The organism is Enterobacter oligotrophicus (genome assembly GCF_009176645.1).
GTDB classification, from domain to species: Bacteria; Pseudomonadota; Gammaproteobacteria; order Enterobacterales; family Enterobacteriaceae; genus Enterobacter; species Enterobacter oligotrophicus.
Genome location: NZ_AP019007.1, coordinates 3,646,104 through 3,672,742, shown reverse-complemented (window position 1 = coordinate 3,672,742; position 26,639 = coordinate 3,646,104). Strand labels below are relative to the sequence as shown.

The 26,639-nt window shown below is 55.7% G+C and carries 27 protein-coding genes; 16 read left to right on the top strand and 11 right to left on the bottom strand.

Annotated features, from left to right (window positions below):
* The first annotated feature begins 461 nt into the window (after positions 1 to 461).
* The gene (gene fimZ / locus EoCCA6_RS17570) at positions 462 to 1,094 is read left to right on the top strand and encodes a fimbria biosynthesis transcriptional regulator FimZ (protein ID WP_152083736.1); all 633 of its coding nucleotides are present in this window, start codon (positions 462 to 464) and stop codon (positions 1,092 to 1,094) included.
* A gap of 51 nt (positions 1,095 to 1,145) precedes the next feature.
* Here fimZ and sfmF read toward each other — a convergent pair whose 3' ends face one another.
* The 6 genes from sfmF to fimA form a co-directional block, all read right to left on the bottom strand.
* A complete protein-coding gene (gene sfmF, locus EoCCA6_RS17565; RefSeq protein ID WP_152083735.1) occupies positions 1,146 to 1,667 on the bottom strand; it encodes a fimbria assembly protein in 522 nt (173 codons plus the stop codon).
* A 9-nt stretch (positions 1,668 to 1,676) separates the two neighbouring features.
* A complete protein-coding gene (fimH, locus tag EoCCA6_RS17560) occupies positions 1,677 to 2,696 on the bottom strand; it encodes a type 1 fimbria D-mannose specific adhesin FimH (RefSeq protein ID WP_232623261.1) in 1,020 nt (339 codons plus the stop codon).
* The gene (locus EoCCA6_RS17555; protein ID WP_152083733.1) at positions 2,686 to 5,250 is read right to left on the bottom strand and encodes a fimbrial biogenesis usher protein; all 2,565 of its coding nucleotides are present in this window, start codon (positions 5,248 to 5,250) and stop codon (positions 2,686 to 2,688) included. Before EoCCA6_RS17555 ends, fimH begins: the two co-directional genes overlap by 11 nt.
* 14 nt (positions 5,251 to 5,264) lie before the next feature.
* The gene (gene fimC / locus EoCCA6_RS17550) at positions 5,265 to 5,957 is read right to left on the bottom strand and encodes a type 1 fimbria chaperone FimC (RefSeq protein ID WP_152083732.1); all 693 of its coding nucleotides are present in this window, start codon (positions 5,955 to 5,957) and stop codon (positions 5,265 to 5,267) included.
* A 34-nt stretch (positions 5,958 to 5,991) separates the two neighbouring features.
* Positions 5,992 to 6,534, bottom strand: a complete 543-nt coding sequence (fimI, locus tag EoCCA6_RS17545) for a type 1 fimbrial protein subunit FimI (protein ID WP_152083731.1) — start codon at positions 6,532 to 6,534, stop codon at positions 5,992 to 5,994.
* A 69-nt stretch (positions 6,535 to 6,603) separates the two neighbouring features.
* Entirely contained in the window at positions 6,604 to 7,167 is a 564-nt protein-coding gene (fimA, locus tag EoCCA6_RS17540; RefSeq protein WP_152083730.1) for a type 1 fimbrial major subunit FimA, read from the bottom strand.
* A 309-nt stretch (positions 7,168 to 7,476) separates the two neighbouring features.
* Here fimA and folD point away from each other — a divergent pair, with 309 nt between their 5' ends.
* The 5 genes from folD to EoCCA6_RS17515 all read left to right on the top strand — a co-directional run bounded on the left by folD (position 7,477) and on the right by EoCCA6_RS17515 (position 12,027).
* Positions 7,477 to 8,343: a bifunctional methylenetetrahydrofolate dehydrogenase/methenyltetrahydrofolate cyclohydrolase FolD gene (gene folD / locus EoCCA6_RS17535; RefSeq protein ID WP_152083729.1), complete on the top strand. Its 867-nt coding sequence runs from the start codon at positions 7,477 to 7,479 to the stop codon at positions 8,341 to 8,343.
* A gap of 1 nt (position 8,344) precedes the next feature.
* Positions 8,345 to 8,557 (top strand): ribosome-associated protein YbcJ, encoded by a 213-nt coding sequence (ybcJ, locus tag EoCCA6_RS17530; protein WP_152083728.1) that lies wholly within the window; start codon positions 8,345 to 8,347, stop codon positions 8,555 to 8,557.
* 275 nt (positions 8,558 to 8,832) lie between these two features.
* Positions 8,833 to 10,332 (top strand): PTS transporter subunit EIIC, encoded by a 1,500-nt coding sequence (locus EoCCA6_RS17525; RefSeq protein ID WP_152083727.1) that lies wholly within the window; start codon positions 8,833 to 8,835, stop codon positions 10,330 to 10,332.
* 84 nt (positions 10,333 to 10,416) lie between these two features.
* Entirely contained in the window at positions 10,417 to 11,433 is a 1,017-nt protein-coding gene (gene malI / locus EoCCA6_RS17520; protein WP_152083726.1) for a Mal regulon transcriptional regulator MalI, read from the top strand.
* Between the two features lie 72 nt (positions 11,434 to 11,505).
* A complete protein-coding gene (locus EoCCA6_RS17515) occupies positions 11,506 to 12,027 on the top strand; it encodes a metal-dependent hydrolase (protein ID WP_152083725.1) in 522 nt (173 codons plus the stop codon).
* A gap of 85 nt (positions 12,028 to 12,112) precedes the next feature.
* Here the strand turns inward: EoCCA6_RS17515 and cysS are convergent, their stop codons facing one another.
* Positions 12,113 to 13,498, bottom strand: a complete 1,386-nt coding sequence (gene cysS, locus EoCCA6_RS17510; protein WP_152083724.1) for a cysteine--tRNA ligase — start codon at positions 13,496 to 13,498, stop codon at positions 12,113 to 12,115.
* A 174-nt stretch (positions 13,499 to 13,672) separates the two neighbouring features.
* Between cysS and ppiB the strand changes: the two genes are divergently transcribed.
* The 5 genes from ppiB to mnmH all read left to right on the top strand — a co-directional run bounded on the left by ppiB (position 13,673) and on the right by mnmH (position 17,752).
* Positions 13,673 to 14,167, top strand: coding sequence for a peptidylprolyl isomerase B (gene ppiB, locus EoCCA6_RS17505; RefSeq protein WP_028017583.1), 495 nt, complete (start codon positions 13,673 to 13,675; stop codon positions 14,165 to 14,167).
* Positions 14,168 to 14,170: 3 nt separating this feature from the next.
* The gene (gene lpxH, locus EoCCA6_RS17500; RefSeq protein ID WP_152083723.1) at positions 14,171 to 14,893 is read left to right on the top strand and encodes a UDP-2,3-diacylglucosamine diphosphatase; all 723 of its coding nucleotides are present in this window, start codon (positions 14,171 to 14,173) and stop codon (positions 14,891 to 14,893) included.
* Positions 14,894 to 15,012: 119 nt separating this feature from the next.
* Positions 15,013 to 15,522 (top strand): 5-(carboxyamino)imidazole ribonucleotide mutase, encoded by a 510-nt coding sequence (gene purE / locus EoCCA6_RS17495; RefSeq protein WP_152083722.1) that lies wholly within the window; start codon positions 15,013 to 15,015, stop codon positions 15,520 to 15,522.
* The gene (gene purK, locus EoCCA6_RS17490) at positions 15,519 to 16,586 is read left to right on the top strand and encodes a 5-(carboxyamino)imidazole ribonucleotide synthase (protein ID WP_152083721.1); all 1,068 of its coding nucleotides are present in this window, start codon (positions 15,519 to 15,521) and stop codon (positions 16,584 to 16,586) included. Before purE ends, purK begins: the two co-directional genes overlap by 4 nt.
* 95 nt (positions 16,587 to 16,681) lie before the next feature.
* The gene (gene mnmH, locus EoCCA6_RS17485; protein WP_152083720.1) at positions 16,682 to 17,752 is read left to right on the top strand and encodes a tRNA 2-selenouridine(34) synthase MnmH; all 1,071 of its coding nucleotides are present in this window, start codon (positions 16,682 to 16,684) and stop codon (positions 17,750 to 17,752) included.
* An 82-nt stretch (positions 17,753 to 17,834) separates the two neighbouring features.
* Here mnmH and EoCCA6_RS17480 read toward each other — a convergent pair whose 3' ends face one another.
* The 3 genes from EoCCA6_RS17480 to ybbA form a co-directional block, all read right to left on the bottom strand.
* Positions 17,835 to 18,980 carry a porin gene (locus EoCCA6_RS17480; protein WP_152083719.1) on the bottom strand — a complete coding sequence of 382 codons (1,146 nt, stop codon included), beginning with the start codon at positions 18,978 to 18,980 and terminating at the stop codon, positions 17,835 to 17,837.
* A gap of 182 nt (positions 18,981 to 19,162) precedes the next feature.
* Positions 19,163 to 21,577 carry a putative ABC transporter permease subunit YbbP gene (ybbP, locus tag EoCCA6_RS17475; RefSeq protein WP_152083718.1) on the bottom strand — a complete coding sequence of 805 codons (2,415 nt, stop codon included), beginning with the start codon at positions 21,575 to 21,577 and terminating at the stop codon, positions 19,163 to 19,165.
* The gene (gene ybbA / locus EoCCA6_RS17470) at positions 21,574 to 22,260 is read right to left on the bottom strand and encodes a putative ABC transporter ATP-binding protein YbbA (RefSeq protein WP_152083717.1); all 687 of its coding nucleotides are present in this window, start codon (positions 22,258 to 22,260) and stop codon (positions 21,574 to 21,576) included. Before ybbA ends, ybbP begins: the two co-directional genes overlap by 4 nt.
* On the opposite strand from ybbA, the gene tesA reads away from it, so the two are divergent.
* The 5 genes from tesA (at position 22,231) to EoCCA6_RS17445 (ending at position 26,175) form a co-directional block, all read left to right on the top strand.
* A complete protein-coding gene (gene tesA / locus EoCCA6_RS17465) occupies positions 22,231 to 22,863 on the top strand; it encodes a multifunctional acyl-CoA thioesterase I/protease I/lysophospholipase L1 (RefSeq protein WP_152083716.1) in 633 nt (210 codons plus the stop codon). The genes ybbA and tesA overlap by 30 nt on opposite strands.
* Complete coding sequence (locus EoCCA6_RS17460; protein ID WP_152083715.1) at positions 22,844 to 23,653, top strand: SDR family oxidoreductase; 810 nt, start codon at positions 22,844 to 22,846, stop codon at positions 23,651 to 23,653. Before tesA ends, EoCCA6_RS17460 begins: the two co-directional genes overlap by 20 nt.
* Positions 23,654 to 23,711: 58 nt before the next feature.
* A complete protein-coding gene (locus tag EoCCA6_RS17455) occupies positions 23,712 to 24,566 on the top strand; it encodes a co-chaperone YbbN (RefSeq protein WP_152083714.1) in 855 nt (284 codons plus the stop codon).
* 245 nt (positions 24,567 to 24,811) lie between these two features.
* On the top strand, positions 24,812 to 25,726 hold the full coding sequence (locus EoCCA6_RS17450; protein WP_152083713.1) for an SPFH domain-containing protein: 915 nt from the start codon (positions 24,812 to 24,814) through the stop codon (positions 25,724 to 25,726).
* Positions 25,723 to 26,175 carry an NfeD family protein gene (locus EoCCA6_RS17445; protein WP_152083712.1) on the top strand — a complete coding sequence of 151 codons (453 nt, stop codon included), beginning with the start codon at positions 25,723 to 25,725 and terminating at the stop codon, positions 26,173 to 26,175. The genes EoCCA6_RS17450 and EoCCA6_RS17445 overlap by 4 nt, the downstream gene beginning before the upstream one ends.
* On the opposite strand, the gene cueR is transcribed toward EoCCA6_RS17445, so the two are convergent.
* Positions 26,172 to 26,582, bottom strand: a complete 411-nt coding sequence (gene cueR / locus EoCCA6_RS17440) for a Cu(I)-responsive transcriptional regulator (protein ID WP_152083711.1) — start codon at positions 26,580 to 26,582, stop codon at positions 26,172 to 26,174. The two genes, EoCCA6_RS17445 and cueR, sit on opposite strands and share 4 nt — an antisense overlap.
* Positions 26,583 to 26,639: the final 57 nt, after the last annotated feature.

Here is a 26,639-nt window from a genome sequence, read left to right as displayed (position 1 = left end):
GATAACCAATAAACACGAACGTGGCAGGTGCGTTTCCTGCCCCTTTTTGTTAACAATTGATCAACATATAGTGATATCTTTTATTTTTTGTTATTACATAAAGATGAATGATTGCAGTAAATGAAATAACAGGACAATTCCGCTAAATTTAAAATAATAGCTCTTAAGATCCAGAATATAATATTCGGAAATATACAGTTATTAATTTACAGGCTTTTCGGATAAAACTTAAACGGTATAATAAGCCGTGTTTCAAATACGAATAAGAAAATTCCTTTTGCCATCGACAGCAAAATGACATAACCGCGCAGTGGCATTGATTCCATCACTACGTTAACAAGGATGCTTTCGCTCTTTCCAGGGAAATACCACCGTATAAGGATCTGCACAATTATCCTTCCGGCTTTACGAGAGTTTTACAAAACTCAGCATAACGCTTTTAACAATCTGAGGCATAAAAAATGAAACCGGCATCCGTTATCATTATGGACGAACACCCTATCGTCAGAATGTCGATAGAAGTCCTGCTACAGAAAAATAAAAATATCGTTGTCAAACTCAAGTCTGGTGATAGTCACGAAGTGCTTGACTGCATTCGTAACCACACCATCGATTTGGTGATCCTCGACATCGAAATGACAGGCACCGATGGATTCTCATTGCTTAAAAGAATCAGGAACTTAAACAAAGAGATAAAGGTTCTTTTCCTGTCTTCGAAATCTGAATTATTTTATGCCGGGCGCGCCATACGCGCCGGGGCAAATGGCTTTGTCAGCAAGCGAAAAGATTTGAGCGAGATTTATAACGCGGTTGAAATGATTCTGACGGGCTATTCTTTTTTCCCCTCAGAAACATTGAGCTTTATAAATCATCTGGGTTCCCGGACGGGAGCCGCTGTGGATATGCCCTTATCAAATCGCGAGGTAACGGTGCTGCGTTACCTCGCGAACGGATTATCCAATAAGGAGATTGCAGAACAGTTATTATTAAGCAACAAGACCATCAGTGCCCATAAATCCAATATCTATTCCAAGCTGGGTGTGCAGAGCATTGTTGAATTAATTGATTACGCCAAAGCACACGAATTGCTATAACCTGAAATCACTCCCTGCAACTTACGTGAGTTGCAGGGAGTGCGGTCAGGCTTAATTATAATTAATCATAAACGTCGCATCGGCATCCGCCCGGCCAGGCTGCGGATTATCGGCTGTGGCAATATAATTAGCATAAAACGACAATTCGGCATTGCCCTCCGCGTCAACCGCCACCTCCTGACTGGCCTGCTGCAACGCCAGGCGCGTTTTATCCCGATCGCGGATCTCCACCGCTACGTTGCTGGCCGCACTGGCATCATTCAGCGCCAGGAGGCTGTTATCACTCCCGTCGGCTTTACCGGAGAATGTAATAGAGGCCGCCCCCGGCGGACACCCCGTCAGCTTCAGCGTAAAAGGAACCGCCTGAGTGCGGCTGCCCGTGGTGTTGAGCTGCTTCGTCGGCCAGGTGCCCAGCGAGACGGTCTTATCACTGTCGCTGCCCTCCGCCACGCAGGTAAAATCCACGATGTTGCCGTAAAGCTGAATGTTAATTTCCCCCAACGCCGTCGTCGCCTGGGCCTGGGTATGAAGCGCCAGGAGAGCTACCGCGACCAGCCTGATCCCGTAGTGCATCACTCCTCCTTAATCGTAATCCACGCGCAGATAGCCGCGGGAGGTGAATCGCCCTTCAGCAGGCTTGTTGCCCGTCACGCTGACAGGCCACGCGCGTATTCCCACTTGCGCCTGCGCACTGTCATCCAGGCGGAACGGGATCTTGCTGGTCAGGTTGTTGGGCGTCAGCGGCGTACCACTTTCATTGGCAATGACAAAACCCACGTCCGGGTTATCCGACACCAGCGCACTGCCGGAAACTTTTTCCGCTTCCACACGCATCGTCAGGTAAGCATTCGCCTCCACGTTGGTACATTTAATGGCGATGGTTTTGCTTTGCGCTGACACGCCCTCCGGCTTGTTGCCCGCGCCGGCTTTGCTGAACAAAGAGGCACCGATGTCACCGAAATCAAATTCCACGATATTACCGGCGTTAATGGCGCAGCTTTGCGGTACCTGGATTGTTCCGCTGTAGCTGATGGTGTAGACCGGCGTGCTAAGCGGGTCGGATGATGTCGTGGTAACGTAAACCCGGAACATCGTCTCCCGCGGGATCTCAACCATATTGATGAACCGTCGTGTCACCTTCAGACGAAAGACCAGATTAGAGTCTTTTACCGGGAAGGGTTGATTTTTTGCCACGTTAGGGTGGCTACCCATCTGGATATAATTTTGCGGAGGATAAAACACCCCTGCGGCGCTATCGGTTATCTTCATCGCGCCGTCAAGGTAGTCATTCAGCCTGAGATACTTGTAGTTATCGATCGTGGTTGTGATCGGAAAATCAGTCACATAGCTACGTTTGGTGGTCGTGCCGGATGTTCCTTTTGGGCAGACCGCGTTGACACCCACCCACTGCGATTTTTGGCTCAGCGTAACAATCTGTCCCACCTGGTTATTTGAACTGTTAAAGGTGTCGGTCAGATCGTAAAAAATATCGGTCGCCACCCCATTTTCATTTACGCAAACGGTCGCCAGGGCCTGTGTTGCCGGGAGGCTGACCAGCAATAACGCCAGCAGAATCCGGCGATTAAGTCGTTTATCGATCACAGTGGATCTCCTGTTGCGTGATCGCCTGTTGCAGGCTCTCTTCCGGGAGGCGGTAAGACGCGCGGCATTGCATGCTCGCACCATTGCCCCATTGAATTAACAGCTGGCCTGAAAGTGGCAACCCGCTTAAATAGATCTGCCCGTCATCCCCCACCATGCTGGTGACACCGCTTTGGGTTTCACGCACCACCGCCCCAAACGGCACCGGCTGGTTATTGCGCTTAACGGTCAGCAGGGCACGCACGCCAATGCGGGTATCGAAGCTGGCACGCACCAGCGCACCTTTGGTTGGCACCACACTTGAGACATTATTTTCAATGTCGGTGTTGTTGCTCATGGTGTTGGTGTCCAGCGCCACGCGGTTATAGCGGTAGACCGTGGCATACGGCATCACCGCATAGCCCCGCCAGTCGGTTTTCACCCCAGTCTGGTTTTCGACGCTGACGCCCGTTGCGCCAGGCGCTTTGATCAGCACGTTGGTGTCCCCCAGCGGCTGGCTGAAAGTCACACCGTCAGCATGGCCGACCACACCGCCGGAGAGCTGCCAGTTGAGATCGTGCTGGTCACGCGTGTAGTTGTAACCTACGCCCAGCGTGCCGTAGGTTGCCTGCCAGTTAGCACTGGCGCTTCCGCTTGAGCCGTTATTGCTGGTGTGCCCCTGGGTCACGCTGTAACTCAGGTTGCGATCCTGCAGTAACGTGCCGCTGACGCCAGTCTGCCAGCTGCTTTCACCGTCGCTATTACGGCTGGCTGACGCCGTGGCATAGGCCCTGTCTATCGCACTATCGCGGCGATAACCGTGGCGGGTAAACAGGCTAAACGGCACGGAGACGTTAAACGACGCGATGCGATCCATCCCGTCGATTCCGACAGACTTGTTCCACGACCAGGAGACGGAGTAGCTGATCCCCTGCACACCGCCGGCATAACCCAACTGATACCAGACGTTTGATTCACTGGTTCCCCAGTAACTTTGCTGGCTACCCGATACATATACAGAGCCGTAATCCCCCAGCGACTGGGAGATATTGAGCTGGAAACGCCCTTTTTTATTCCACGTCAGGTTGTGATAGCTCTGCACATCCGGCACACCGTCATCATCCTGATCATCGCCATACTGATAGCCTTCCATCGAACGCCAGGCCACATCGTCGAGGGTATAAAACCCTTTGGTGGAGTAGCGATAGCCCAGCAGCTGGAAGTTAGTACCAAAGCCGTTCAGTGATTTTGCGTAGAGGAAACGCAGCGATTGCCCTTCATGGCGGCTGTCATCCGCAAGCTGGCTGCGGGCATGGGTGAGATCGAGCGACACCGCGCCCCAGTCTCCGAGGTTTTTCCCGGCACCGATGGCAATCGCGGTATAGCGCGATGCCAGCTGCGTACCCCCATACAACGTATACCCCTCCGCAAGACCAGCAATCAGCGTGCCCTGCGTAAAGAACGGCGTATCCTGCTCGCTGTTGCCGCTTCGGTAGTCCCCCGCCACCAGATCGTATTTCCAGCGCCCTTCACGTTGCAGTAACGGCACGGTGGAATACGGTACGGTGTAGCGTTGCTGGCTACCGTCCTTCTCTTCGACCGTCACCTCCAGGTCACCGCTTGAGGAGGTCGGGTTCAGATCGGTAATCGCAAACGCACCCGGCTGCACATAGCTCTGGTAAATGACATAGCCATTCTGGCGGATCACCACTTTGGCAGGCGTGCGGGCGATACCGCGCACGGTGGGCGCGTAGCCCTGCATGCTGTCCGGGTACATACTGTCGGAGGAGTAGAGCCGCCCGCCGCGAAAACCAACGCTGTCGAACACATCGTTACCGGTATTACTGTCACCAAGAACCAGCTCGCTTTTAAGCGGGATAACGGTGCGCTGCGCCCAGGTGCCAATGTTCTGCCACTCGCTGTGCCGCTGACCGTTATTTTGCGAGTAACGCCACGCGCCGTTATTACGCAGACGCCAGGCACCGTAGTTCAGCCCGCTTTGCAGGTTCAGGTAATAACTGTCGTCGTCGCTCCCCCGGTTGCCGGTAAAGCTGTAATTCAGCAGCGCGGCGGGGATGCCTTCATCCCACTGCTCAGGGGGAATATAGCCGCGGGCACTGTTCTGCATCGCCACCTGCGGCAGACTGACGTTGAGGCGCAGCGAGGCAAAGTTGAATACCGTTTCGCTTCCGGGAATGGCCGTTTTCAGCGGGACACAGGCGTCCCCCTGCACGTTAGCCAGCTCAGGAAACGCCGCGATATTGACGCCAAAGCGATCGAGCAGCGCGCGTGTGATGCACGGCGACAATCCGCCCGCGACTGGCGGCGTGTCGTCGGCCTGTTCAAAGCGCACATCCTGCGTGCCGATAAATTCATCGTTGCGCCAGATATCCACGCGATAGATACCGGGTGCCTGCTGGTGCCCTTGTTCGAAACGTGACAAATCCGCCACGTTAGCGGTGTCATCGGATAAGAAGGCGGGGTTGAAGTAACTTTCGCTCCAGCCGGTTTGCGGCCAGAGCGTTGCCATCAGTGCCAGTGCAACCGGGCAGTAACGCCATTGCTGAGTGTTCATCGCCCTGACTCTGCTCACAGGTTGACACTACGCGCCGGTGTGATGGCACCGTAATCGTTCACGCTCTGCCAGGAGAGCGTGCCCCCTGCTGCGGCAGGCAATACCTGCTGCGCCGAGTTTTTCGGGGCGACCATCAGGTTGTTTAGCGTCTTGCCGCCGAGCGTCAGGTTGACCAGGGTGACGTAATACGGCGAGGCATTGCTCACCTTGAGATGATTCCCGACCCGCTCAAAGCGCAGCTGAGAAAGCGCCTCTTCCGGCGGCATAGCAAGGTTCGTCGGGCGAACAAACAGTTTGATGCGCGATAAGATTGCCAGTTGCAGGACATTGTTGCCGTCCTGGTGTGATTTACTTACCGACGGGATTGCCTTCACGTTCATGTAGAAAAGCGATTCGCGGTCGGCTGGCAGCGGCGGGCCTGCGTAAATAATGCGCAACGTGTTTTCGCTGTCCGGCTCGCTGACAAACAGCGGCGGCGTCACGGCAAAGGTTTTTTCTTTCTGGCCGCTGGCATTTTCAATCCACGCGTTGATTAAATAGCGCTCTTGTTTATTGCTGTTGGTGATCGCCAGCGACGTCTGTTTGGCATCCGCCGGATAAATAACGCGCGTCGCGCCCAGGGCAATCCCCCCGGAGGCGTTCGCGGAAACAGACACCATCATCAAAATAAGTGAAAAGATCAGTCCAGGTTTAATTAGGGTGTTCATCACAACCGTACCTTTAATAATGTGTTCGCAGGCGTCAGGGATAAATCAACGTAAACCAGACATCTGACTGAATATTGCCTGGCACGAGCTGTTCGGAAATAGCCCGATAACGGGCGCTGAAATGAAACGCCAGCTCGCTGGAATTAATGGGCAACCAGCTGACCGCCGTCGCATTTGGAATAATCTGGCGTTGTTGTTCGTCAAAAAGAGCCAGCCCAACGCCGCTGCTGACAGGCGTTTCGCCTGGCCGCGATGTCGCCAGAAAGACCTGCGGATCTTCGGCAGGCGTTACCCCCTGGAACTGAATCCCCACGGTGCGCGAGACGTCCACGCTGCAGTCAAGCAGCCGAACGGTGAAAGGCACATTCACCGTTGAAAAGCTCCCCACACCGGAAAATGCATTTGTGCGGTACTGCCCCATATCAATACGCATATTCTGGCTGTCAGGTGCCACGGCGCAGCCACCGTTGACCAGCTCACCTCTGAGGTGAACTTTCCCGCCATCAATTACCACGGTATGCGCGAGGGTCTGGTGAGCAATCGCAAGGGCTAACAGCGCTATCCCAATCCTTGTCATCCTTCGTTCCCGGCGTTTTCGTTTAAAAGACCTCTTCCCTGAGGCCATAAACGTCCCTGTGCAGAAAAATTATTCGTATTTCATTACGAAGGTAGCGTCCGCGTTCGCCTGGCCTGGCTCGGTGGTAGCCGCCGTGGCTTTGTAGCGCGCGGTGAAGTTCAGGGTGTTGGTCCCTTCAATCAGGTTCTGCGCCGCAGAGAAGGTCGCACCATCTGGGGTCAGAGTGGTGGATTTGCTGTCGAGGATCTCGATACCCACGCCTTTCGCGGTGTTATCGTTGCTACCGGAGGTGACGGCCAGCAGGGTTTTATCGGTCGCGTCAATCTGACCGGTAAAGGCAACTGCGGCAGTTTTCGCCACCAGCGGATCGCAATCGTTCAGTTCGATGGTGAATGGAATATTTGAAGTCGTGTCACCCACTTTGGTGAATTTCGCAGTACGGTATTGACCGAGTTTAACCGTCTGTTCAGAAGAATCAGTATTGACTGAACATGCGGCATTCACTAATTCACCTTTAAAATGCACAGTACCGCCATTTACGGAAACCGGAGTGGTGGTATCTTCTGCGTGAGCGGCACCCGCGACCAGGGCCAGTGTAGCAATAACAGTAGAAGCAATGTTGCTGAGTTTCATGTCTATTCCTTTAAAATATAAATAACCCTTCCCGCGACGTTCGGGAATAAGAAATATGTTCAATTAAGTAATTGAAGGCTTATTTCGGAGGAGACAAAGTAGCGCAGGATGTGTTTTTTAAATATGTCAAAACACTGCCATTTCACCAGGCGACATCCTAATTCCGGCTAGGAAATTGACCATGCCTTAAGAAAGGTTTTTGCGGCCTGCTGTGGAATTCTCGCAAAGGGTGACTGACAGCGGCGCTCGCTTCTGACAAAATACAGGGCATCCCCCCTTTTAAACGTTACAGACGGAATCCTCTCTCTGATGGCAGCAAAGATTATTGACGGTAAAACGATTGCGCAGCAGGTGCGCTCTGAGATCGCGGGAAAAGTGAAAGCGCGTACTGCGGCTGGATTTCGCGCTCCAGGGTTAGCTGTTGTGCTGGTTGGCAGCAACCCGGCATCACAGATTTATGTCGGCAGCAAACGAAAAGCGTGTGAAGAGGTAGGATTCGTCTCCCGCTCTTACGATTTGCCAGAAACCACCAGCGAAGCGGAACTGCTGGAACTTATTGACACTCTGAATGCCGATAACGAGATCGACGGTATTCTGGTTCAGTTGCCGCTGCCAGCGGGCATCGACAACGTGAAGGTACTGGAGCGTATCGCACCAGATAAAGACGTCGACGGTTTCCACCCATACAACGTGGGCCGCCTGTGCCAGCGCGCGCCGCGTCTGCGCCCGTGCACACCACGCGGCATCGTGACGCTGCTGGAGCGCTATAACATCGACACCTACGGCCTGAATGCGGTGGTGATTGGAGCCTCCAACATCGTCGGCCGCCCGATGAGCATGGAGCTGCTGCTGGCGGGCTGCACCACCACCGTGACCCACCGCTTTACGAAAAACCTGCGTCATCACGTTGAGAACGCCGACCTGCTGATCGTGGCAGTCGGTAAACCGGGCTTTATTCCGGGCGAGTGGATTAAAGAGGGCGCGATTGTCGTGGATGTCGGTATTAACCGACTGGAAAACGGCAAGGTTGTTGGCGATGTCGTGTTTGACGATGCCGCCGCGCGAGCGTCGTATATCACTCCGGTACCGGGCGGCGTAGGCCCGATGACCGTCGCTACATTGATTCAGAACACCTATCAGGCGTGCGTTGAGTACCACGACCCGGAGGAAGCATAAGATGTCCACATTTTCATTAGGTAAACACCCGCACGTTGAGCTGTGCGATCTGCTGAAGCTGGAAGGCTGGAGCGAAAGCGGTGCGCAGGCGAAAATTGTTATCGCCGACGGTCTGGTGACGGTCGACGGCGTGGTGGAAACCCGCAAGCGCTGCAAGATTGTCGCGGGCCAGACCGTGAGCTTTGAAGGGCAGAGCGTTACGGTTACGGCCTGAGCCGTTTGTTGCCCGGTGGCGCTGCGCTTACCGGGCCTACGGGTTTTGTAGGTCGGGTAAGCGCAGCGCCACCCGGCAATTCTTCTCAAATCCCCCCACCCCCATCACGGTTAATTATCGATCAACTTCAAATAATCATTATTTCATCTGTTGAAATGTGAAAATTAAGTTGCGCGAATTTCATGCTTTCCCCACGATAAGTAGAACGTTCTACTAAAACGTTCTACTTACAATAACAGCGCCAAAAAAGCGCTTCTCGCTCGGGGGAAATCAGCATGAGTCTGATATCAGGGTTTGTTAAATCGCTGTCTAAGTTATCGATGATTGGTCGCGCCTTGATGCTGCCAATTTCACTGCTTCCCGCTGCGGGCCTGCTGCTGGCCTTCGGCGATAAGTTCCACCTGCCGTTAATGATGAACGCAGGCGGCGTTATCTTTGATAACCTGCCAATGCTGTTCGCCATCGGCTCTGCTGTCGGCCTGGCGTCAGAATCGGGCATTGCGGCGCTTTCTGCGGCAGTCTCGGTGTTTGTCACTAACATCACCATCAGCACCGTGCTGAGCATCACGCCGGAAATGGCCTCTCAGGGCGGGAAATACGCCATGGTCGTCGGCATCCCGACGCTGCAGATGGGCGTTTTTGGCGGCCTGATCTGCGGTATTCTCGCGGCCTGGTGCTATAACCGCTTCCACACCATGCAGTTGCCGGAGTTCCTCGGCTTCTTCTCCGGCAAGCGTTTTGTGGCGATTGCGACCGCGTTTCTGTCGTTCCTGCTCGGCCTGCTGCTGCCGTATGTCTGGCAGCATATCCAGTCCGGCATCGATGCCCTTTCCGTGGTGGTGAACGGCGATAACCAGGCAGCCTCGACCTTTATTTTCGGTCTGGTGGAACGCGCGCTGATCCCACTCGGCCTGCACCATATCTGGTATCCGTCTTTCTGGTATTCGTTCGGGGATTACACCACCCAGGCAGGCCAGGTGATCCACGGCGACCAGACCATCTGGTTCAAGATGCTGGAAGAAGGGGTGAAATCCTTCAGCAGCGACACCTACCAGAACGCCGGTAAGTTCATGCAGGGTGAATTCCCGCTGATGCTGTTCGCGCTGCCTGCGGCATGTCTGGCGATGTATCACGAAGCGCACACGAAGAATAAGAAAATCGCAGCCGGTATTTTGTTCTCTGCCGCCCTCACCTGCTTCCTGACGGGTATTACGGAACCGGTAGAGTTCACCTTTATCTTCGTGGCACCGATTCTGTATATCTTTAACGCCATCATGGCGGGCCTGGCGTATATGACCATGTATCTCATGCATGCACATATTGCCAAGTCCTTCTCGGCAGGCTTTATCGACTATCTGTCTTTCGGGATTTTGCCATCGTTTAACGGCTACCAGACCAATTTCCTGAACGCCATTATCATCGGCATTCCGATGGGCCTGATTTACTACTTCACCTTCCGCTTTGTGATCCGTCGCTTCGACGTGAAAACGCCGGGCCGTACCGAAGTGACCGCCAGTGCGAACGATAAATCAGACTCCGAACTCGCCACCGAAATCATCAGCCTGCTGGGCGGCGCGCAGAATATCGATTCTGTGGGCTCCTGCATCACTCGTCTGCGTCTGGAAGTGGCGAAGAGCGATGCGGTGGATAAAGACGGCCTGAACGGACTCGGCGCGCGCGGCGTGGTGTTCGTTGGCGACACCGGTATTCAGGTGATTTTCGGTGCCAGAGCACAGTTTATCGCCCAGACCATGTCCACCATGATCGGCAAATAATAAGATGCCTGAACGACACGTCTCCTGTACGCTGGGAGACGCTGTCATATCTGGCTGATAATCGGTAAATTTCAGGGAGCGGTTTTGAAGAAAGTCAGCATTATTGATGTCGCAAAGCACGCGGGCGTTTCGGTCTCTACCGTCTCGCTGGTGCTACGCCAGAAAGGGAAAATCTCAGAGGCGACGATCGGGAAGGTCAACGCCGCCATCACGACGCTTGGCTATGTTCATAACGTCGCCGCTGCCAACCTTCGCGCCAACACCTCTAACCTGATCGGTCTGATCCTGCGTGACTTCAGCGACAGCTTTTCCATCAAGGTGATGGCGAGCATCGTTCAGGAGCTGGAGAAGCAGGGTTATATGGTTTTCCTCGGCCAGCCGCTGAACGATCGTGAGCATCTGGAACGTTGTCTGCTGTCGTTCAAACAGCAGGGTGTTGCAGGCGTGATTTATCTCGCCTCCGATACCTGCACGTCTGCCCTGCCGGAGCAAATCCGCCAGTGTCCGCTGCCGCTGGTGGTGGTCTCGCAGTCTCTGCTGGATGAAAAATGCAATCTGGTGATGCGCGATAACCGCCAGGCGGCAAACCTTGCCGCGCGCTATCTTATCGAGCGTGGACACCGCACGATCGCCTACATTGGCGGGCGCGAGGGCTGCCTTATCCGCGAGCAGCGCCTGCTCGGTTTTCGCAGCGCGATGACGCAAAACGGGCTGGTCTGGCGTGAAGAATACTCTCCTGCCTGTAGCGATGACACGCAGGCAGCGGCGATGGTCACTCGCCAGTTACTTGAGAAGAACAACACCATCACCGCCCTGCTGTGTCATTCACCGGATGCGATGATCGGCTCGATATCCGGCATTCACCAGGTGGGGCGTACCGTGGGGAAAGATGTGTTCTTAACCCAGCAGGTCGCACTCGTCGGCTTTGAAGATATGCTGCACGTCAACCTCACTTCACCGTCGTTCACCTACGTCTCCTCTACCAGCGAAGAGACGGGGCGTCAGGCCGCAGGCCTGATGATCCGCAAGCTGAAAGAGCCGGACCTGCAAACGCAGCGTATCACGCTTTCCGGGCAGCTTATCGCGCGAGAGTCGGCGTAAATCAGAATTTAGCCCAGGTCTGCAAGCGCGTTTTCGCTGCTATATTTCCATGATTTGCCATGGATAATTACAATGCCTACCGTTATCACTCACGCTGCTGTTCCGCTGTGCCTGGGCTTAGGTCTGGGACGTAAAACGATCCCTCCCCGCCTGTTGTTTGCCGGTATCGTCCTCGCCATGCTGCCCGACGCCGACGTGCTGGCGTTTAAGTTCGGCGTCGCCTACGGCAATATTTTCGGCCACCGCGGTTTTACCCATTCGCTGCTGTTTGCCTTTGTGGTGCCGGTGCTCTGCGTGCTGATTGGCCGACGATGGTTCAGGGCAAGCCTGACGCGCTGCTGGCTGTTTTTAACCGTGTCGTTGCTGTCGCACAGTTTGCTGGATTCCATTACCACCGGCGGAAAAGGCGTCGGCTGGCTGTGGCCGTGGTCGGACGAACGGTTCTTTGCGCCGTGGCAGGTGATCAAGGTCGCGCCGTTTGCGCTGTCGCGCTATACCACGCCATACGGGCATCAGGTCATTATCTCGGAACTGCTGTGGGTGTGGCTGCCGGGGATGGTGCTGATGGGAGTGTTATGGTGGAAGAGAAGGTAAAAAAATCCGGGTGGCGGCTGCGCCTTACCCGGCCTACTTTCACCTGTAGGCCCGGTAAGCGTAAGCGCCACCGGGCATTACGGACTTACTTACGACGCCAGGTCGTTCCCTGCGGGCCATCTTCCAGAATGATACCCATCTCGGTCAGACGATTACGTGCAGCATCTGCTGCCGCCCAGTCTTTCGCCTGACGCGCTTCCAGACGCGCCTTGATCAACGCTTCAATCTCCGCCACTTCACCGTCGTCCGCCTGCGCACCGCTCTGCAGGAATACGTCTGGCTCCTGCTCCAGCAGGCCGAGCACGGAAGAGAGCTTACGCAGGTGAGAGGCCAGCGCATTGGCGGCTGCCATATCTTCAGATTTCAGGCGGTTCACTTCACGCGCCATATCGAACAGCACGGAGTACGCTTCCGGCGTGTTGAAGTCGTCGTTCATCACCTCTACGAAACGTGCTTCAAACGCCTCGCCGCCCGCCGCAGGAACAGACTTGTCGGTGCCGCGCAGGGCGGTGTACAGACGCTCCAGCGCCGAACGTGCCTGCTTCAGGTTCTCTTCGCTGTAGTTCAGCTGGCTGCGATAGTGACCAGACATCAGGAAGTAGCGCACGGTTTCCGCATCGTAATACTTCAGCACGTCACGCACGGTGAAGAAGTTGCCCAGAGATTTGGACATCTTCTCGCGGTCAACCATCACCATGCCGGAGTGCATCCAGTAGTTCACGTATTCGCCGCCGTGCGCACAGGTTGACTGGGCGATTTCGTTTTCGTGGTGCGGGAACATCAGATCCGAGCCGCCGCCGTGAATATCGAAGTGTTTGCCCAACTGCTTGCAGTTCATCGCTGAGCACTCAATGTGCCAGCCAGGACGGCCTTCACCCCACGGGGATGGCCAGCTTGGTTCGCCCTCTTTGGACATCTTCCACAGTACGAAGTCCATCGGGTTACGCTTCACGTCAACCACGTCCACGCGCGCGCCAGCCTGCAGCTGATCCAGATCCTGGCGGGAAAGCTGGCCGTAAGTTGGATCGGTTGGCACAGAGAACATCACGTCGCCATTATCGGCGACATAAGCGTGGCCGCGTGCGATCAGCTTTTCCGTGATCTCAATAATTTCGTGGATATGGTGGGTCGCGCGCGGCTCGCTGTCCGGGCGCAAAATATTTAAGGCGTCAAAATCCTTGTGCATTTCCGCGATCATACGATCCACCAGCGCGACAAAACTTTCGCCATTTTCATTAGCGCGTTTAATGATTTTGTCGTCGATATCGGTGATGTTGCGCACGTATTTCAGGCTATACCCCAGGAAACGCAGGTAGCGTGAAACGACGTCGAAGGCAACGAAGGTACGACCATGGCCGATATGACAGAGATCGTAAACCGTAATACCACACACGTACATGCCGACTTCCCCGGCATGGATAGGTTTAAATTCCTCTTTCTGGCGCGTCATTGTATTAAAGATTTTTAACATCGAAGATTCCATGTAAACACGTGTGTGGACGAAAACCGGCTATTCTACCCGTAATTCAAACCCGAAGCAGCACACAATGCAAGGTGATCGCATCCTGCGGTTATGCTATAACAAGCCCCTATATGTGACCCGAACAGGGGTCGACGCACCACAATAACGGAACAGGATGCAAAAATGGTTACTTTCCACACTAATCATGGCGATATCGTAATCAAAACCTTTGATGACAAAGCGCCTGAAACAGTTAAAAACTTCCTGGACTACTGCCGCGAAGGTTTCTACAACAACACAATTTTCCACCGTGTGATCAACGGCTTTATGATCCAGGGCGGCGGTTTCGAACCTGGTATGCACCAGAAAGAGACCAAAGAAGCGATCAAAAACGAAGCGAACAACGGTCTGAAAAACACCCGTGGTACGCTGGCGATGGCACGTACTCAGGCCCCACACTCCGCAACCGCGCAGTTCTTCATCAACGTGGCGGACAACGACTTCCTGAACTTCTCCGGCGAAAGCCTGCAGGGTTGGGGCTACTGCGTATTCGCGGAAGTGGTTGAAGGTATGGACGTGGTTGACAAGATCAAAGCCGTTTCTACTGGCCGCAGCGGTATGCACCAGGACGTTCCTAAAGAAGACGTTGTGATTACAAGCGTGACCGTCAGCGAGTAATTCGTGGCGACACTCTTTATTGCAGACTTGCATCTGCAGACAGAAGAACCGGCGATCACCGCCGGTTTTCTGCGTTTTTTACGTGGTGAAGCGAAAAGCGCCGATGCCCTTTATATTCTGGGCGACCTGTTCGAAGCCTGGATTGGCGACGACGATCCCAACCCGCTGCACCGCGAAATCGCTACTGCGATTAAGGCGCTGGTCGATTCCGGTATCCCCTGCTATTTCATCCACGGTAACCGCGATTTCCTGCTCGGTAAGCGCTACGCCCGCGAAAGCGGCATGACGCTGCTGCCAGAAGAGCAAATGCTCGACCTGTATGGCCGCAAAGTGCTGATCATGCATGGTGACACGCTATGCACTGACGATACGGGCTACCTGGCGTTTCGCGCCAAAGTCCACACGCCGTGGATACAAAAATTGTTCCTCGCCCTGCCGCTGTTTATTCGTAGCCGTATCGCCGCCAGAATGCGTGCAGGCAGTAAAGCCGCTAACAGCAGCAAATCGATGACCATCATGGACGTAAACCCGCAGGCGGTTGTGAACGTGATGGAAAAGCATCGCGTCCAGTGGCTCATCCACGGCCATACCCATCGCCCTGATGTACATTCTCTTATCGCCAACGGCGAACCGGCCCATCGCGTGGTTTTAGGGGCCTGGCACAGCGAAGGATCAATGGTAAAAGTGACGCAGGAAGGTGTAGAACTGATCGCCTTCCCGTTTTAACGGATTCTCATTTTTTCGCCCGTTTCTCAGCCACGCAACCGTTTTCCTTGCCGTTATTACATGCTATTCTCTGTGCCCTCGAAAGCAGTGTGTTTCGCACCACAGGAGTTTTAAGACGCATGTCTTCCCGCAATAATCCGGCGCGTGTCGCCATCGTGATGGGGTCCAAAAGCGACTGGGCTACCATGCAGTTCGCCGCCGAAATCTTCGAAATCCTGAATGTTCCGCACCACGTCGAAGTGGTCTCCGCACACCGTACCCCGGACAAACTGTTCAGCTTCGCCGAAAGCGCCGAAGAGAACGGCTACGAGGTGATCATTGCCGGTGCGGGCGGTGCAGCACATCTGCCAGGCATGATTGCCGCCAAAACGCTGGTGCCGGTACTGGGCGTACCGGTGCAGAGCGCCGCGTTAAGCGGTGTCGATAGCCTCTACTCCATCGTTCAGATGCCGCGCGGCATTCCGGTCGGTACGCTGGCAATAGGTAAAGCGGGTGCCGCAAACGCCGCCCTGCTCGCCGCGCAGATCCTCGCGACGCATGATAGAGACTTACGTCAGCGTCTGGCGGACTGGCGTAAAGCCCAGACCGACGAGGTGCTGGATAACCCGGACCCGCGGGGTGCAGCATGAAGCAGGTTTGCGTCCTCGGTAACGGTCAGTTAGGCCGCATGCTGCGTCAGGCCGGTGAGCCGCTGGGTATTTCCGTCTGGCCCGTCGGGCTGGATGCCGAACCGGAAGCCGTGCCCTTTCACCAGAGCGTGATTACCGCCGAGATTGAACGTTGGCCGGAAACCGCACTCACCCGCGAACTGGCGCGCCATAACGCCTTTGTTAACCGCGATGTGTTTCCGATCATTGCCGACCGCCTGACGCAAAAACAGCTGTTCGACAAGCTCGGCCTCGCAACCGCCCCCTGGCAGTTATTGTCTGATAAAAGCGAGTGGAACGATGTGTTCGCCATGCTGGGCGAACTGGCGATCGTGAAGCGTCGCGTGGGTGGTTACGACGGCCGTGGACAGTGGCGTCTGCGCGCAGCAGAAACCGCCGAGCTGCCGGACGAGTGCTACGGCGAGTGCATCGTTGAACAGGGCATTAACTTTAGCGGCGAAGTGTCGCTGGTTGGCGCACGTGCGCACGATGGCAGCACGGTCTTTTATCCGCTGACCCACAACCTGCATCAGGACGGCATTCTGCGTACCAGCGTGGCGTTTCCGCACGCGAATGCCGACCAACAGGCGCAGGCGGAAGAGATGCTCTCAGCCATTATGCACGAGCTGGGCTACGTGGGCGTGATGGCGATGGAGTGCTTCGTCACCCCATCCGGTCTGCTGATCAACGAGCTGGCACCGCGCGTCCACAACAGCGGCCACTGGACGCAAAACGGCGCGTCCATCAGTCAGTTTGAGCTGCACCTGCGCGCCATTACCAACCTGCCGCTGCCGCAGCCGGTGGTGAACAGCCCGTCGGTGATGATCAACCTGATCGGGACCGATCTGAATTACGACTGGCTGAAGCTGCCGCTGGTACATTTGCACTGGTACGACAAAGAGGTGCGTCCGGGTCGTAAAGTCGGTCACCTGAACCTGAATGACAGTGACACGGACCGCCTGAGCGCGACGCTTGAAGCCATCACTACTCTGCTGCCGCCAGAATATGCGAGCGGCATTGTCTGGGCGCAATCTAAGCTCAAATAAGCGATAAGTGCCGGGGAGTTGATCTTCCCCTTCCCCGGCCACTCCTCACGCGCGTAAAATCCCCTTCCATTGCTGTTTTGATTTCTGGAATAACCATGAACGATGGAACGGACTATCGCGCGATCCTCGCATCCGATACCCCTTTAATCGACGTTCGCGCGCCGATCGAATTTGCCCAGGGCGCGATGCCTGCGGCACTCAACCTGCCCTTGATGAACGATGACGAGCGCGCCGCCGTTGGCACCTGTTATAAGCGTCAGGGGCCTGAGGCGGCTCTGGCACTCGGCCACAGCCTGGTGAAGGGCAAAACCCGTGACGATCGCATCAACGCCTGGCGTGAAGCCTGCCTTGCGCACCCCGGCGGCTATCTCTGCTGCGCGCGCGGCGGTCAGCGCTCGCACATTACCCAGTCCTGGCTGAAAGAGGCAGGAGTCGATTACCCGCTGATTGCCGGTGGTTATAAAGCCCTGCGCCAGACCGCGATTCAGGTCACCATCGAACAGGTGCAAAAACCGATGGTGCTGATCGGCGGCTGTACCGGGAGCGGTAAAACGCTGCTGGTCAAACAACACGCGCAGGGTGTCGATCTGGAAGGTCTGGCGCACCATCGCGGCTCGTCATTTGGCCGGACGCTCACGCCCCAGCTTTGCCAGGCGAGTTTTGAAAACCACCTTGCGGTTGAGCTGTTGAAAAAAGAGGCCACGCGCTGGGTGCTGGAAGATGAAGGCCGGATGATTGGCTCCAACCACCTGCCGGAGTGTTTGCGTGACCGCATGGGGGAAGCACCTATCGTGGTGGTGGACGATCCGTTTGACATTCGTCTTGAGCGCCTGCGCGAGGAGTATTTCGACCATATGTGGGCGGATTTTTCTGCCGCATACGGCGAAGAGGCGGGCTGGAAGGAGTACAGCGAGTACCTGCATCACGGGCTTTACGCCATTCGCCGCCGACTGGGGCTGCAGCGCTTTGCGGAATTCACCGCGCTGTTAGATGCCGCGCTGTTGGAACAGCAACGCTCCGGCAATACCGAAGCACACTTTAGCTGGCTTGCGCCGCTGCTGAACGATTACTACGACCCGATGTACAGCTATCAGCTGGAAAAGAAAGCGGAGAAGATTGTCTGTCGCGGGACGTTTGAAGAAATAGCTGAGTGGCTTAATCGCTGAAAAAAGCCGGGTGGCGGCTACGCCCGGCCTACGCGAACTTTTGTAGCCCCGGTAAGCGCAGCGCCACCGGGGAACAGACGACTCAGAAGTCGTAACGCAGACGCACCAGGTTCATGTCGCCCAGGTCATCGGTGCTGGAGGTGAACACGTGTTCGTAATCCACACGGAAACCGTAATCCAGCTGGAAGCTGATACCCACGCCGTTGTCGATGCGCTGGTAGTTACGGCCATTCACGTACTCAATACGGTCACCCATAAAGTAAGGCTGGATGGATTTCACCGCATACTGATTGATTGGGAATTTATACCCTGCAAAGTATTCAATACCCCACGCATCACCAGCAAAGTAGTTGTCGGTAGACACTTTTTTGGTGGTCATGAAGTTCTGATACCAGCCGCCGCCAGCAGAGAAGGTCCAGTTATCCGGCGTCCAGCTCAGCGCCGTACCGAGGATATTCTGGTCGTAGGTTTTGCTGTCGCCGTTGTCCGGGTTACGCATCTCCGCACGGGTGTAGTTCCATGCTGCGCCCCAGGTCAGATCGGTGGTCAGGTGGTAATCCAGACCCAGTGAACCGCCGCCTTTACGTTTGTAACGCAGGCCGTTACCCGGCAGGTATTCACCATCTTCAAACAGGTAAGAAGCATAGATATCCGCATCGCCCACGGTTTTCTTATATTTCAGCATTTTGCGTGAACGATAAGATCCGTCATAGTCGCCGTTAATCCCGTTACCTGGTGCCTGACCAATCATGTCGTAGTCCCAGATATCGGTTTTCGCCCCCACCACATCGTAGTAAACGCTGTTCTGTTGACCGAAGGTCAGCGTACCCCAGGTATCGCTTTTCAGGCCGGTGTACAGCATACGGCGAGAGGTGTCGTTTGCACCTTCTGCGTAGTGGTTATCCCAGTCGAACAGCGCCGGAATGTTCACACCCAGCTCGTAGTAGCTGACCCAGCTGATGTCATCAAACAGATAGTAATCAGCCGCGAAACGGAAACGGGTGCCGCCATCGAAGCCATTACGTTTGTAGGAGCCTTTATCACCATCACCGGTCATCATGTTGAACTGCGGACGAATACTGCCGCCCACGGTGAAGTTCAGACGGCTCAGCGGGTCACCCGCCTGAGGATCTTGCTTAAGAACAGTGATTTCCGCCTGGGATGCAAAGGAGGCCAGTGCCACTGCTGCGCCGATGGTTGCCGCCAGCGCTGTTTTTTTTATAGTCATTATTTTTCCTTAATAGACACGCTGCTAAATATTTAGCAGATGAATATTAACTGGAAATATTCTGGCTGTGTGGGCGGGTTTTTAATGTTTTGTGCTGCTAAAACATGAGGTATTACCTATTTGTGCTACTAAGTGATTACGCACCAGCATATAAACCGGTGCGCAATCATCACGGAAATGAATTAACTGACAAACTGCCGAAACAGCGCTTTGCCTTTTAACAGCCGTGTGCCCAGCCAGCCGCCGCACAGCGACAACAGCACCGCACCACAGACAGGTAGCGTAAACCACAGCCGCCAGTCAGGCTCCCACGGGAAATCGAAGACTCTGGTCTGCAGTACCGCCAGCGCCGTCTCTGCACCGATGGCCGCCACCAGACCAGCCACCAGCCCAAGCAGCGCGAACTCGCTCCAGAGCGTGGCGCGTAACAGACGCTTGCTGGCACCGAGCGTGCGATAGACCACCAGCTCCTGATGACGCTGCCGCATGCCCACCTGTACCTGTGCCAGCAGTAACAGCAGACCGCAGATTGTCACCAGCACCACCATCACCTCCAGCGCGCGGCTCACCTGCTCCAGTACCTGCCCGACCTGCTTCAGGATCGCGCCGATATCCAGCAGACTCACCGTCGGAAATTCCCGGTTAAGCTGAGTCAGCATGCCGTTACCGTTCTCCCAGCGGAAGCTGGTCAGCCAGCTTTGTGGCTGCCCGTCCAGCGCACCCGCCGGGAAGATAAAGAAGAAGTTGGGCCGCAGGCTTTCCCAGTCCACCTTGCGCAGGCTGGTCACTCTGGCGCTGAAGTCCTGTGTATCACCGGTAAAAGTCACGCTGTCCCCCAGCCTGACGTTCAGGCGCTTCGCCAGCCCCTCTTCCATCGACACTTCACCCGCTTTCGGCGGCCAGGTGCCAGCGGTAATCGGGTTGTGATCGGGACGCTGCTCCTGCCAGGTCAGATTCAGCTCGCGGTTAAGTGCTTCGTCTGTATTGCCCTCCGTCGGCTGGCCGTTGATTTGCGTCAGACGCGCGCGAACAATCGGGTAGAACGACTCCGGCACAATGTGGTGCTCTGAGAGAAACGCTTTCAGTGGTGTCACCTGTTCAGGTGCAATGTTGATCAGGAAATAGTTCGGGCTTTCTGGTGGAAGCTGCTGTTGCCAGCGATCCAGCAGATCCCCGCGCAGCACCAGCAGAAGCGCCAGCAGCATAAACGACAGCGAAAACGCCGAAAGCTGGCTGAGGGTAGACCACGGCTGGTGCAGCAGGCGGTTGATCGCCAGCCTCACCGCAAGCGATTTGACGGTCAGCTTCCTGAGCACATTGAGCAACATCCAGCCGAGTGCGCCGCACAGCAGCGCCAGCACCACCGCGCCCGCCAGTACCGCCCATAACAACGTGCTACCGCCCATCAGCCAGGCCAGCAGACCAACCGCCACGGCGATAATAACGGGAAGGTAAAATTTCAGCGGCCAGACGTTAGCCACCACATCACGGCGCAACACGCGCAGCGGTTGTGTCGCGAGCAGTAGCCGATACGGGCGTAATCCAACCAGTAGCGAGATCACCGTCATTGCGCCAATAGCCCACAGCCACGGCCAGAGACTGGCTGGCGGAAGCGCGGCAGGCAGCACCGGTTTAAGCAGCACCATCAGCAGCTTTTCAAACACCAGTCCTATTGCCCCGCCGGTAACTGCCGACAACGCCAGTACCATCAGCCACTGGCCGACGATCAGCTTGCGCAGTTGCGCCCTGCCCGCGCCGAGGGTTTTCAGGATCGCCACCAGATCGTAGCGGCTGCGGCAGTAGTGCCCCATCGCCACGGCGACGGCCGCCACCGCCAGCAGCAGGGTCAACAGCGCCGAGAGCAGCAGGAACTGCTGAGAGCGCTCAAGGGATTTACCGAGCGCCCCCTCGTCCTGCTCCAGCCCGTACCAGCGGTGCTCCGGTTTTAGCTGTGGCAACAGCCATTTTTCATACGCATCCAGCTGTGCAGGCGTACCGCCAAATTTGTAGCGCCAGGTGACGCGGCTTCCCGGCTGCACCGCATTGGTTTTCGCCACGTCAGCGGTGTTCATCAGCAGACGCGGCGCGAGCTGGAACGGATTAAAGCCGGAATCAGGCTCCTGCACCACTTCCCCGGCAATTTTTAGCGTGGCATCACCGACGTCGATACTGTCACCGGTTTTCAGGTTCAGGAGCGCCATCAGGCGCGGAGCCAGCAGCACCGTACCGGCTCTCGGTTTTAACCCTGGCGGGCTGGTTTGCAGTTCGCCGTACATTGGATAAATATCATCGACCGCTTTAACGCTGGCCAACTGTGGCGTGTCGCCTGCGAAGGTCATGGTCTGGAAAGTAATCTGCTCACCAACCTTCAGCCCCTGCTTGCGCGCCTCGTCAATCCACGCGGGCGAGATCGGGCGCGAGCTTTGCAGCGCCCGATCGCCCGCCATAAATTCGCGGCTTTGCTGGCTTAAGCCTTTCTCCATTCGATCGCTGACGCTGCCGAGCGCCAGCACACACGCCACCGCCAGGCTTAACGCCAGCCAGACAATCAGCAGAGAGGGCGAGCGCCACTCGCGCCAGAACCAGCGGGTAATCATGCTTCCTCCTCAAGCACACCGTTCACCAGGCGCAGGCGGCGATCGCAGCGGGCAGCCAGTTGGGGATCGTGGGTGACCAGGATCAGCGTGGTGCCGTGTTCACGGTTGAGCGAAAACAGCAGATCGGCAATCTTATCGCCGGTTTTACGGTCAAGATTCCCGGTAGGTTCATCAGCAAACAGCACCTCCGGGCGGCCATTAAAGGCGCGCGCCAGCGCCACGCGCTGCTGCTCACCGCCGGAAAGCTGTGCCGGAAGATGGTCAAGGCGTTTTCCCAGCCCCAGTTGTTCCAGCAAGGCTTTGGCATGATCGCGGCTCTCGCGGGTATTTTCCCCGCGCAGCAGGCCCGGCAGTTCCACGTTTTCCAGTGCGTTCAGGGTTGGAATAAGCATGAAGGACTGAAAGACAAACCCGATGTACCGCGCACGCAGGGCCGCACGCGCCTCTTCATCAAGCTGGTGCAGCGGCTGGCCCACCAGGTTGACCTCGCCACTGCTGCCATCGTCCAGCCCGGCTAAAATGGCCAGCAGCGTAGACTTACCGGAGCCGGATTCGCCAATCAGCGCGATGGTTTCGGCGCGTTTGACAACGAGTTCAACTCCGGTAAGGATGGAAAGCTCGTGTTCCCCCTGACCGACGGACTTCTTAAGACGATGAACTTCAACAATGTTTTCCGCTGGCATTTGCCCTTCCTGTTTTTGATTCTGTTGACCTTCCGCGCGGCGGCTGCGGACACGTTACTCGTTCTGGGCGATAGCCTGAGCGCAGGCTATCGTATGGCGGCCAGTGCAGCGTGGCCCGCCCTGCTCAACGACAAATGGCAATCTCAAACCACCGTCGTTAACGGCAGTATCAGCGGCGATACCTCACAGCAAGGGCTGTCGCGACTCCCCGCCCTGCTCAAGCAACACCAGCCGCGCTGGGTGCTGGTGGAGCTGGGCGGCAATGACGGCTTGCGCGGCTTCCAGCCTCAGCAAACGGAGCAAACGCTGCGCACCATTTTGCAGGATATTAAAGCGGCCAACGCACAGCCGCTGCTCATGCAAATTCGCCTGCCCGCCAACTACGGTCGTCGGTATAATGAAGCCTTTAGCGCGATCTATCCTGCGCTTGCCAAAGAGTTTGATATTCCGCTGCTGCCATTTTTCATGGAAGAGGTTTATCTGAAACCCCAGTGGATGCAGGACGATGGTATTCACCCCAACCGCGATGCCCAGCCGTTTATTGCCGACTGGATGGCAACGCAGCTGGCCCCTTTAGTAAAACATGACTCGTCAAACAGCTGAGATCCTGACAGGTAAAGTTATGCAAAAATCGGTCTTAATAACAGGATGTTCCAGCGGAATTGGCCTTGAAAGTGCCCTTGAACTGAAGCGTCAGGGATTTTGGGTGCTGGCAGCCTGCCGCAAACCCGAAGATGTCGAACGCATGAATGGCAAGGGTTTAACCGGCATTTTGCTGGATCTGGATTCACCAGAGAGTATTGAACGTGCCGCCGACGAGGTTATCGCGCTGACCGAAAACCGATTATTCGGCTTGTTTAATAATGCCGGTTTTGGCGTGTACGGCCCGTTGCAGACCCTTTCACGAGAACAGCTTGAGCAACAGTTTTCTGCCAATTTTTTTGGTGTGCATCAGCTGACGATGCGTCTGCTTCCCGCCATGCTGCCGCACGGTGAAGGGCGTATCGTCATGACATCATCCGTGATGGGACTGATCTCTACCCCAGGCCGCGGGGCCTACGCCGCCAGTAAATACGCGCTGGAAGCCTGGTCGGATGCCCTGCGTATGGAGCTGCGCCACAGCGGGATCAAGGTCAGCCTGATTGAACCCGGCCCTATCCGAACCCGTTTTACCGAGAACGTAAACCAGACGCAAGCGGACAATCCCGTCGAAAATCCGGGTATCGCCGCACGTTTTACGCTTGGCCCGGAGGCCGTTGTCGCCAAAGTGCGCCATGCTTTTGAGAGTGATAAACCCAAAATACGCTATCCGGTCACGCTGGTGACCCATGCCGTCGGCTGGCTAAAACGCCTGCTGCCGGGCCGGATGATGGACAAAATTTTACATGGCTGAGTTGAAGCATCGCCGCTTACCCCCATGTAAAGAACAAACCGATAAAAGAGAATGCCGTATGTCCGTACAGAATATCGTCAATATCACTGAAGCAAACCTGCAACAGATCCTCGAACAGTCGATGACGCAACCGGTGCTGTTCTACTTCTGGTCTGAACGCAGCCAACACTGTCTGCAGCTGACGCCGATACTGGAGAGCCTTGCTGCGCAGTACAATGGTCAGTTCATTCTGGCGAAACTGGATTGTGACGCAGAGCCGATGGTGGCGTCACAGTTCGGCCTGCGTGCGATCCCAACGGTCTATCTGTTCCAGAACGGCCAGCCTGTCGATGGCTTCCAGGGGCCGCAGCCAGAAGAGGCGATCCGCGCCCTGCTGGATAAAGTGCTGCCACGAGAAGAGGAGCTGAAAGCGCAAGAAGCCGCGGCGTTGATGCAGGAAGGTAAATATGACGAAGCGCTGCCGCTGCTGAAAGACGCCTGGCAGTTGTCGAATCAGGATAGCCAGATTGGCCTGCTGCTCGCGGAAACGCAGATAGCCCTGCACCGTTCAGACGATGCAGAAGCCGTGCTGAAAACCGTTCCGCTACAGGATCAGGATACCCGTTATCAGGGTCTGGTCGCGCAAATTGAACTGCTGAAACAGGCGGCAGATACTCCTGAAATTCAGCAGCTTCAACAGCAGGTCGCCGATAATCCGGCCGATGCCGCGCTGGCGAGCCAGCTCGCATTGCAACTGCATCAGGTAGGCCGTAATGAAGAGGCGCTGGAACTGCTGTTCAGCCATCTGCAGAAAGACCTTGCTGCCGCAGAGGGTCAGGCGCGGAAGATGTTCCAGGAGATCCTGGCTGCACTGGGCACGGGTGATGCGCTGGCGTCTAAGTATCGTCGTCAGCTGTACGCGCTGCTCTACTGATGCAAAAGCCCGGTGGCGCTAACGCTTACCGGGCCTACAATGAACGGTTACACCGTAGGCCGGGCAAACGTGCCGCCCGGCGCAATTACCACGCGTTATAGGACGCCCGATATCAGGCAATGATTTTAGTTTCCGGTTGTCCGTTTCCCACCTCTTTACAGGGGCGAATTTCCCCCCGTTAACCGATATACTTAGAACAACAAACACGCAATTTTCTCATTACAGCATTCAAAACAGGAGGTTTTATGCTCATCGTTATTCCTGTCCTTATTTTCGTTGCGCTGGTCATTGTAGGCGCAGGCGTCAAAATTGTTCCGCAGGGCTATCAGTGGACGGTAGAACGCTTCGGTCGTTATACCAACACATTGCAGCCCGGTTTAAGCCTGATTGTTCCTTTCATGGACCGCATTGGTCGCAAGATCAATATGATGGAACAGGTACTGGATATTCCTTCTCAGGAAGTGATCTCTAAAGACAACGCCAACGTCACCATTGATGCGGTCTGCTTTATTCAGGTGATCGATGCCCCGAAAGCCGCGTATGAAGTGAGCAACCTGGAGCTGGCGATCGTGAACCTGACGATGACCAACATCCGTACCGTACTTGGCTCCATGGAGCTGGACGAGATGCTTTCCCAGCGCGACAGCATCAACACCCGCCTGCTGCACATTGTTGATGAAGCCACCAATCCCTGGGGGATCAAAGTCACCCGTATTGAGATCCGTGACGTGCGTCCACCGGCAGAGCTTATCGCCTCCATGAACGCCCAGATGAAAGCCGAACGAACCAAGCGCGCCTATATTCTGGAAGCCGAAGGGGTGCGTCAGGCGGAGATCCTGAAAGCCGAAGGGGAAAAGCAGTCGCAGATCCTGAAAGCCGAGGGCGATCGTCAGTCGGCATTCTTACAGGCGGAAGCGCGTGAACGTTCAGCAGAAGCGGAAGCCCGTGCGACGCAGATGGTATCCGAGGCCATTGCCGCCGGTGATATCCAGGCCGTGAACTACTTCGTCGCGCAGAAATATACTGATGCCCTGAAAGAGATCGGCTCCGCGAACAACAGCAAAGTGGTGATGATGCCGCTGGATGCCAGCAGCCTGATGGGTTCCATTGCCGGGATTGCTGAACTGATCAAAGACAGCGGAAACGAGCGTAAAAAATGATTGAGCTGATTGTTGCACATCCTCATGCGTTCTGGCTAAGCCTCGGTGGTTTGTTGCTGGCCGCGGAGATGCTTGGCGGCAACGGCTACCTGCTCTGGAGCGGCGTAGCTGCCGTTATTACTGGTCTGGTCGTCTGGATTCTGCCTTTCGGCTGGGAATGGCAGGGCGCGACATTCGCCGTTTTGACGCTGATTGCCGCGTGGCTGTGGTGGCGTTGGCTGAACCGCCAGGTCAGGGAGCAGAAACCAGCGGATGCGCATCTTAATCAGCGCGGGCAGCAGATCGTCGGCAAGCGTTTTACCCTCGACGCCGCGCTGGTGAACGGACGCGGACATATGCGCGTGGGTGATAGTTCCTGGCCGGTAGTGGCTGATGATGACCTCAGCGCCGGAACGCAGGTTGAGGTCATCGCGGTAGAAGGGATAACTCTGCGGGTCAGAGCCTGTTAAGCGTGGGTCTTGCGATGACAGCAGCCGGAAAGGTTGTCGATAATCGGGCAGTCGGCGCTGTCATCACCCGGACAGGATTCCGCCAGTTGCAGGAGCTGTTCACGCATCGACTGCAGCTCAACAATATGACGCTCAATCTCTGCCACTTTTTCCAGCGTCCGTTTTTTCACGTCCGCGCTGTGACGCTTCGGATCGTTAAACAGGTTGACCAGCTCGCCGCACTCCTCCAGGTTAAAACCCACCTGTCTGGCCTGGCGCAGTAACGTCAGTTCATCAAGATGCCGTTGCGTGTAACTGCGGTAGCCGTTTTCACTGCGCAGCGGCGGCGTTACCAGCCCTTTCTCTTCATAAAAACGAATCGCTTTGCTGGTCAATCCGGTTTTTTTCGCAACATCACTGATATTCACATTTCCCCCTTGACCTTCCCCTTGATGGAAGGTTTAACCTTCATAACAGTTAGCGAA

Excerpts from the sequence above, each read along its gene's own strand:
- EoCCA6_RS17455 (WP_152083714.1), top strand. The coding sequence starts at position 23,712 with ATGTCCGTACAGAATATCGTCAATATCACTGAAGCAAACCTGCAACAG.
- sfmF (WP_152083735.1), bottom strand. The coding sequence starts at position 1,667 with ATGCACTACGGGATCAGGCTGGTCGCGGTAGCTCTCCTGGCGCTTCAT.
- ybbP (WP_152083718.1), bottom strand. The coding sequence starts at position 21,577 with ATGATTACCCGCTGGTTCTGGCGCGAGTGGCGCTCGCCCTCTCTGCTG.
- EoCCA6_RS17555 (WP_152083733.1), bottom strand. The coding sequence starts at position 5,250 with ATGAACACTCAGCAATGGCGTTACTGCCCGGTTGCACTGGCACTGATG.
- tesA (WP_152083716.1), top strand. The coding sequence starts at position 22,231 with ATGAACTTCAACAATGTTTTCCGCTGGCATTTGCCCTTCCTGTTTTTG.
- cysS (WP_152083724.1), bottom strand. The coding sequence starts at position 13,498 with ATGTTAAAAATCTTTAATACAATGACGCGCCAGAAAGAGGAATTTAAA.
- EoCCA6_RS17480 (WP_152083719.1), bottom strand. The coding sequence starts at position 18,980 with ATGACTATAAAAAAAACAGCGCTGGCGGCAACCATCGGCGCAGCAGTG.
- EoCCA6_RS17515 (WP_152083725.1), top strand. The coding sequence starts at position 11,506 with ATGCCTACCGTTATCACTCACGCTGCTGTTCCGCTGTGCCTGGGCTTA.
- mnmH (WP_152083720.1), top strand. The coding sequence starts at position 16,682 with ATGAACGATGGAACGGACTATCGCGCGATCCTCGCATCCGATACCCCT.
- fimI (WP_152083731.1), bottom strand. The coding sequence starts at position 6,534 with ATGACAAGGATTGGGATAGCGCTGTTAGCCCTTGCGATTGCTCACCAG.
- EoCCA6_RS17525 (WP_152083727.1), top strand. The coding sequence starts at position 8,833 with ATGAGTCTGATATCAGGGTTTGTTAAATCGCTGTCTAAGTTATCGATG.
- EoCCA6_RS17445 (WP_152083712.1), top strand. The coding sequence starts at position 25,723 with ATGATTGAGCTGATTGTTGCACATCCTCATGCGTTCTGGCTAAGCCTC.
- ybcJ (WP_152083728.1), top strand. The coding sequence starts at position 8,345 with ATGTCCACATTTTCATTAGGTAAACACCCGCACGTTGAGCTGTGCGAT.
- purK (WP_152083721.1), top strand. The coding sequence starts at position 15,519 with ATGAAGCAGGTTTGCGTCCTCGGTAACGGTCAGTTAGGCCGCATGCTG.
- EoCCA6_RS17450 (WP_152083713.1), top strand. The coding sequence starts at position 24,812 with ATGCTCATCGTTATTCCTGTCCTTATTTTCGTTGCGCTGGTCATTGTA.
- fimC (WP_152083732.1), bottom strand. The coding sequence starts at position 5,957 with ATGAACACCCTAATTAAACCTGGACTGATCTTTTCACTTATTTTGATG.
- fimA (WP_152083730.1), bottom strand. The coding sequence starts at position 7,167 with ATGAAACTCAGCAACATTGCTTCTACTGTTATTGCTACACTGGCCCTG.
- folD (WP_152083729.1), top strand. The coding sequence starts at position 7,477 with ATGGCAGCAAAGATTATTGACGGTAAAACGATTGCGCAGCAGGTGCGC.
- purE (WP_152083722.1), top strand. The coding sequence starts at position 15,013 with ATGTCTTCCCGCAATAATCCGGCGCGTGTCGCCATCGTGATGGGGTCC.
- ppiB (WP_028017583.1), top strand. The coding sequence starts at position 13,673 with ATGGTTACTTTCCACACTAATCATGGCGATATCGTAATCAAAACCTTT.
- fimZ (WP_152083736.1), top strand. The coding sequence starts at position 462 with ATGAAACCGGCATCCGTTATCATTATGGACGAACACCCTATCGTCAGA.
- EoCCA6_RS17460 (WP_152083715.1), top strand. The coding sequence starts at position 22,844 with ATGACTCGTCAAACAGCTGAGATCCTGACAGGTAAAGTTATGCAAAAA.
- ybbA (WP_152083717.1), bottom strand. The coding sequence starts at position 22,260 with ATGCCAGCGGAAAACATTGTTGAAGTTCATCGTCTTAAGAAGTCCGTC.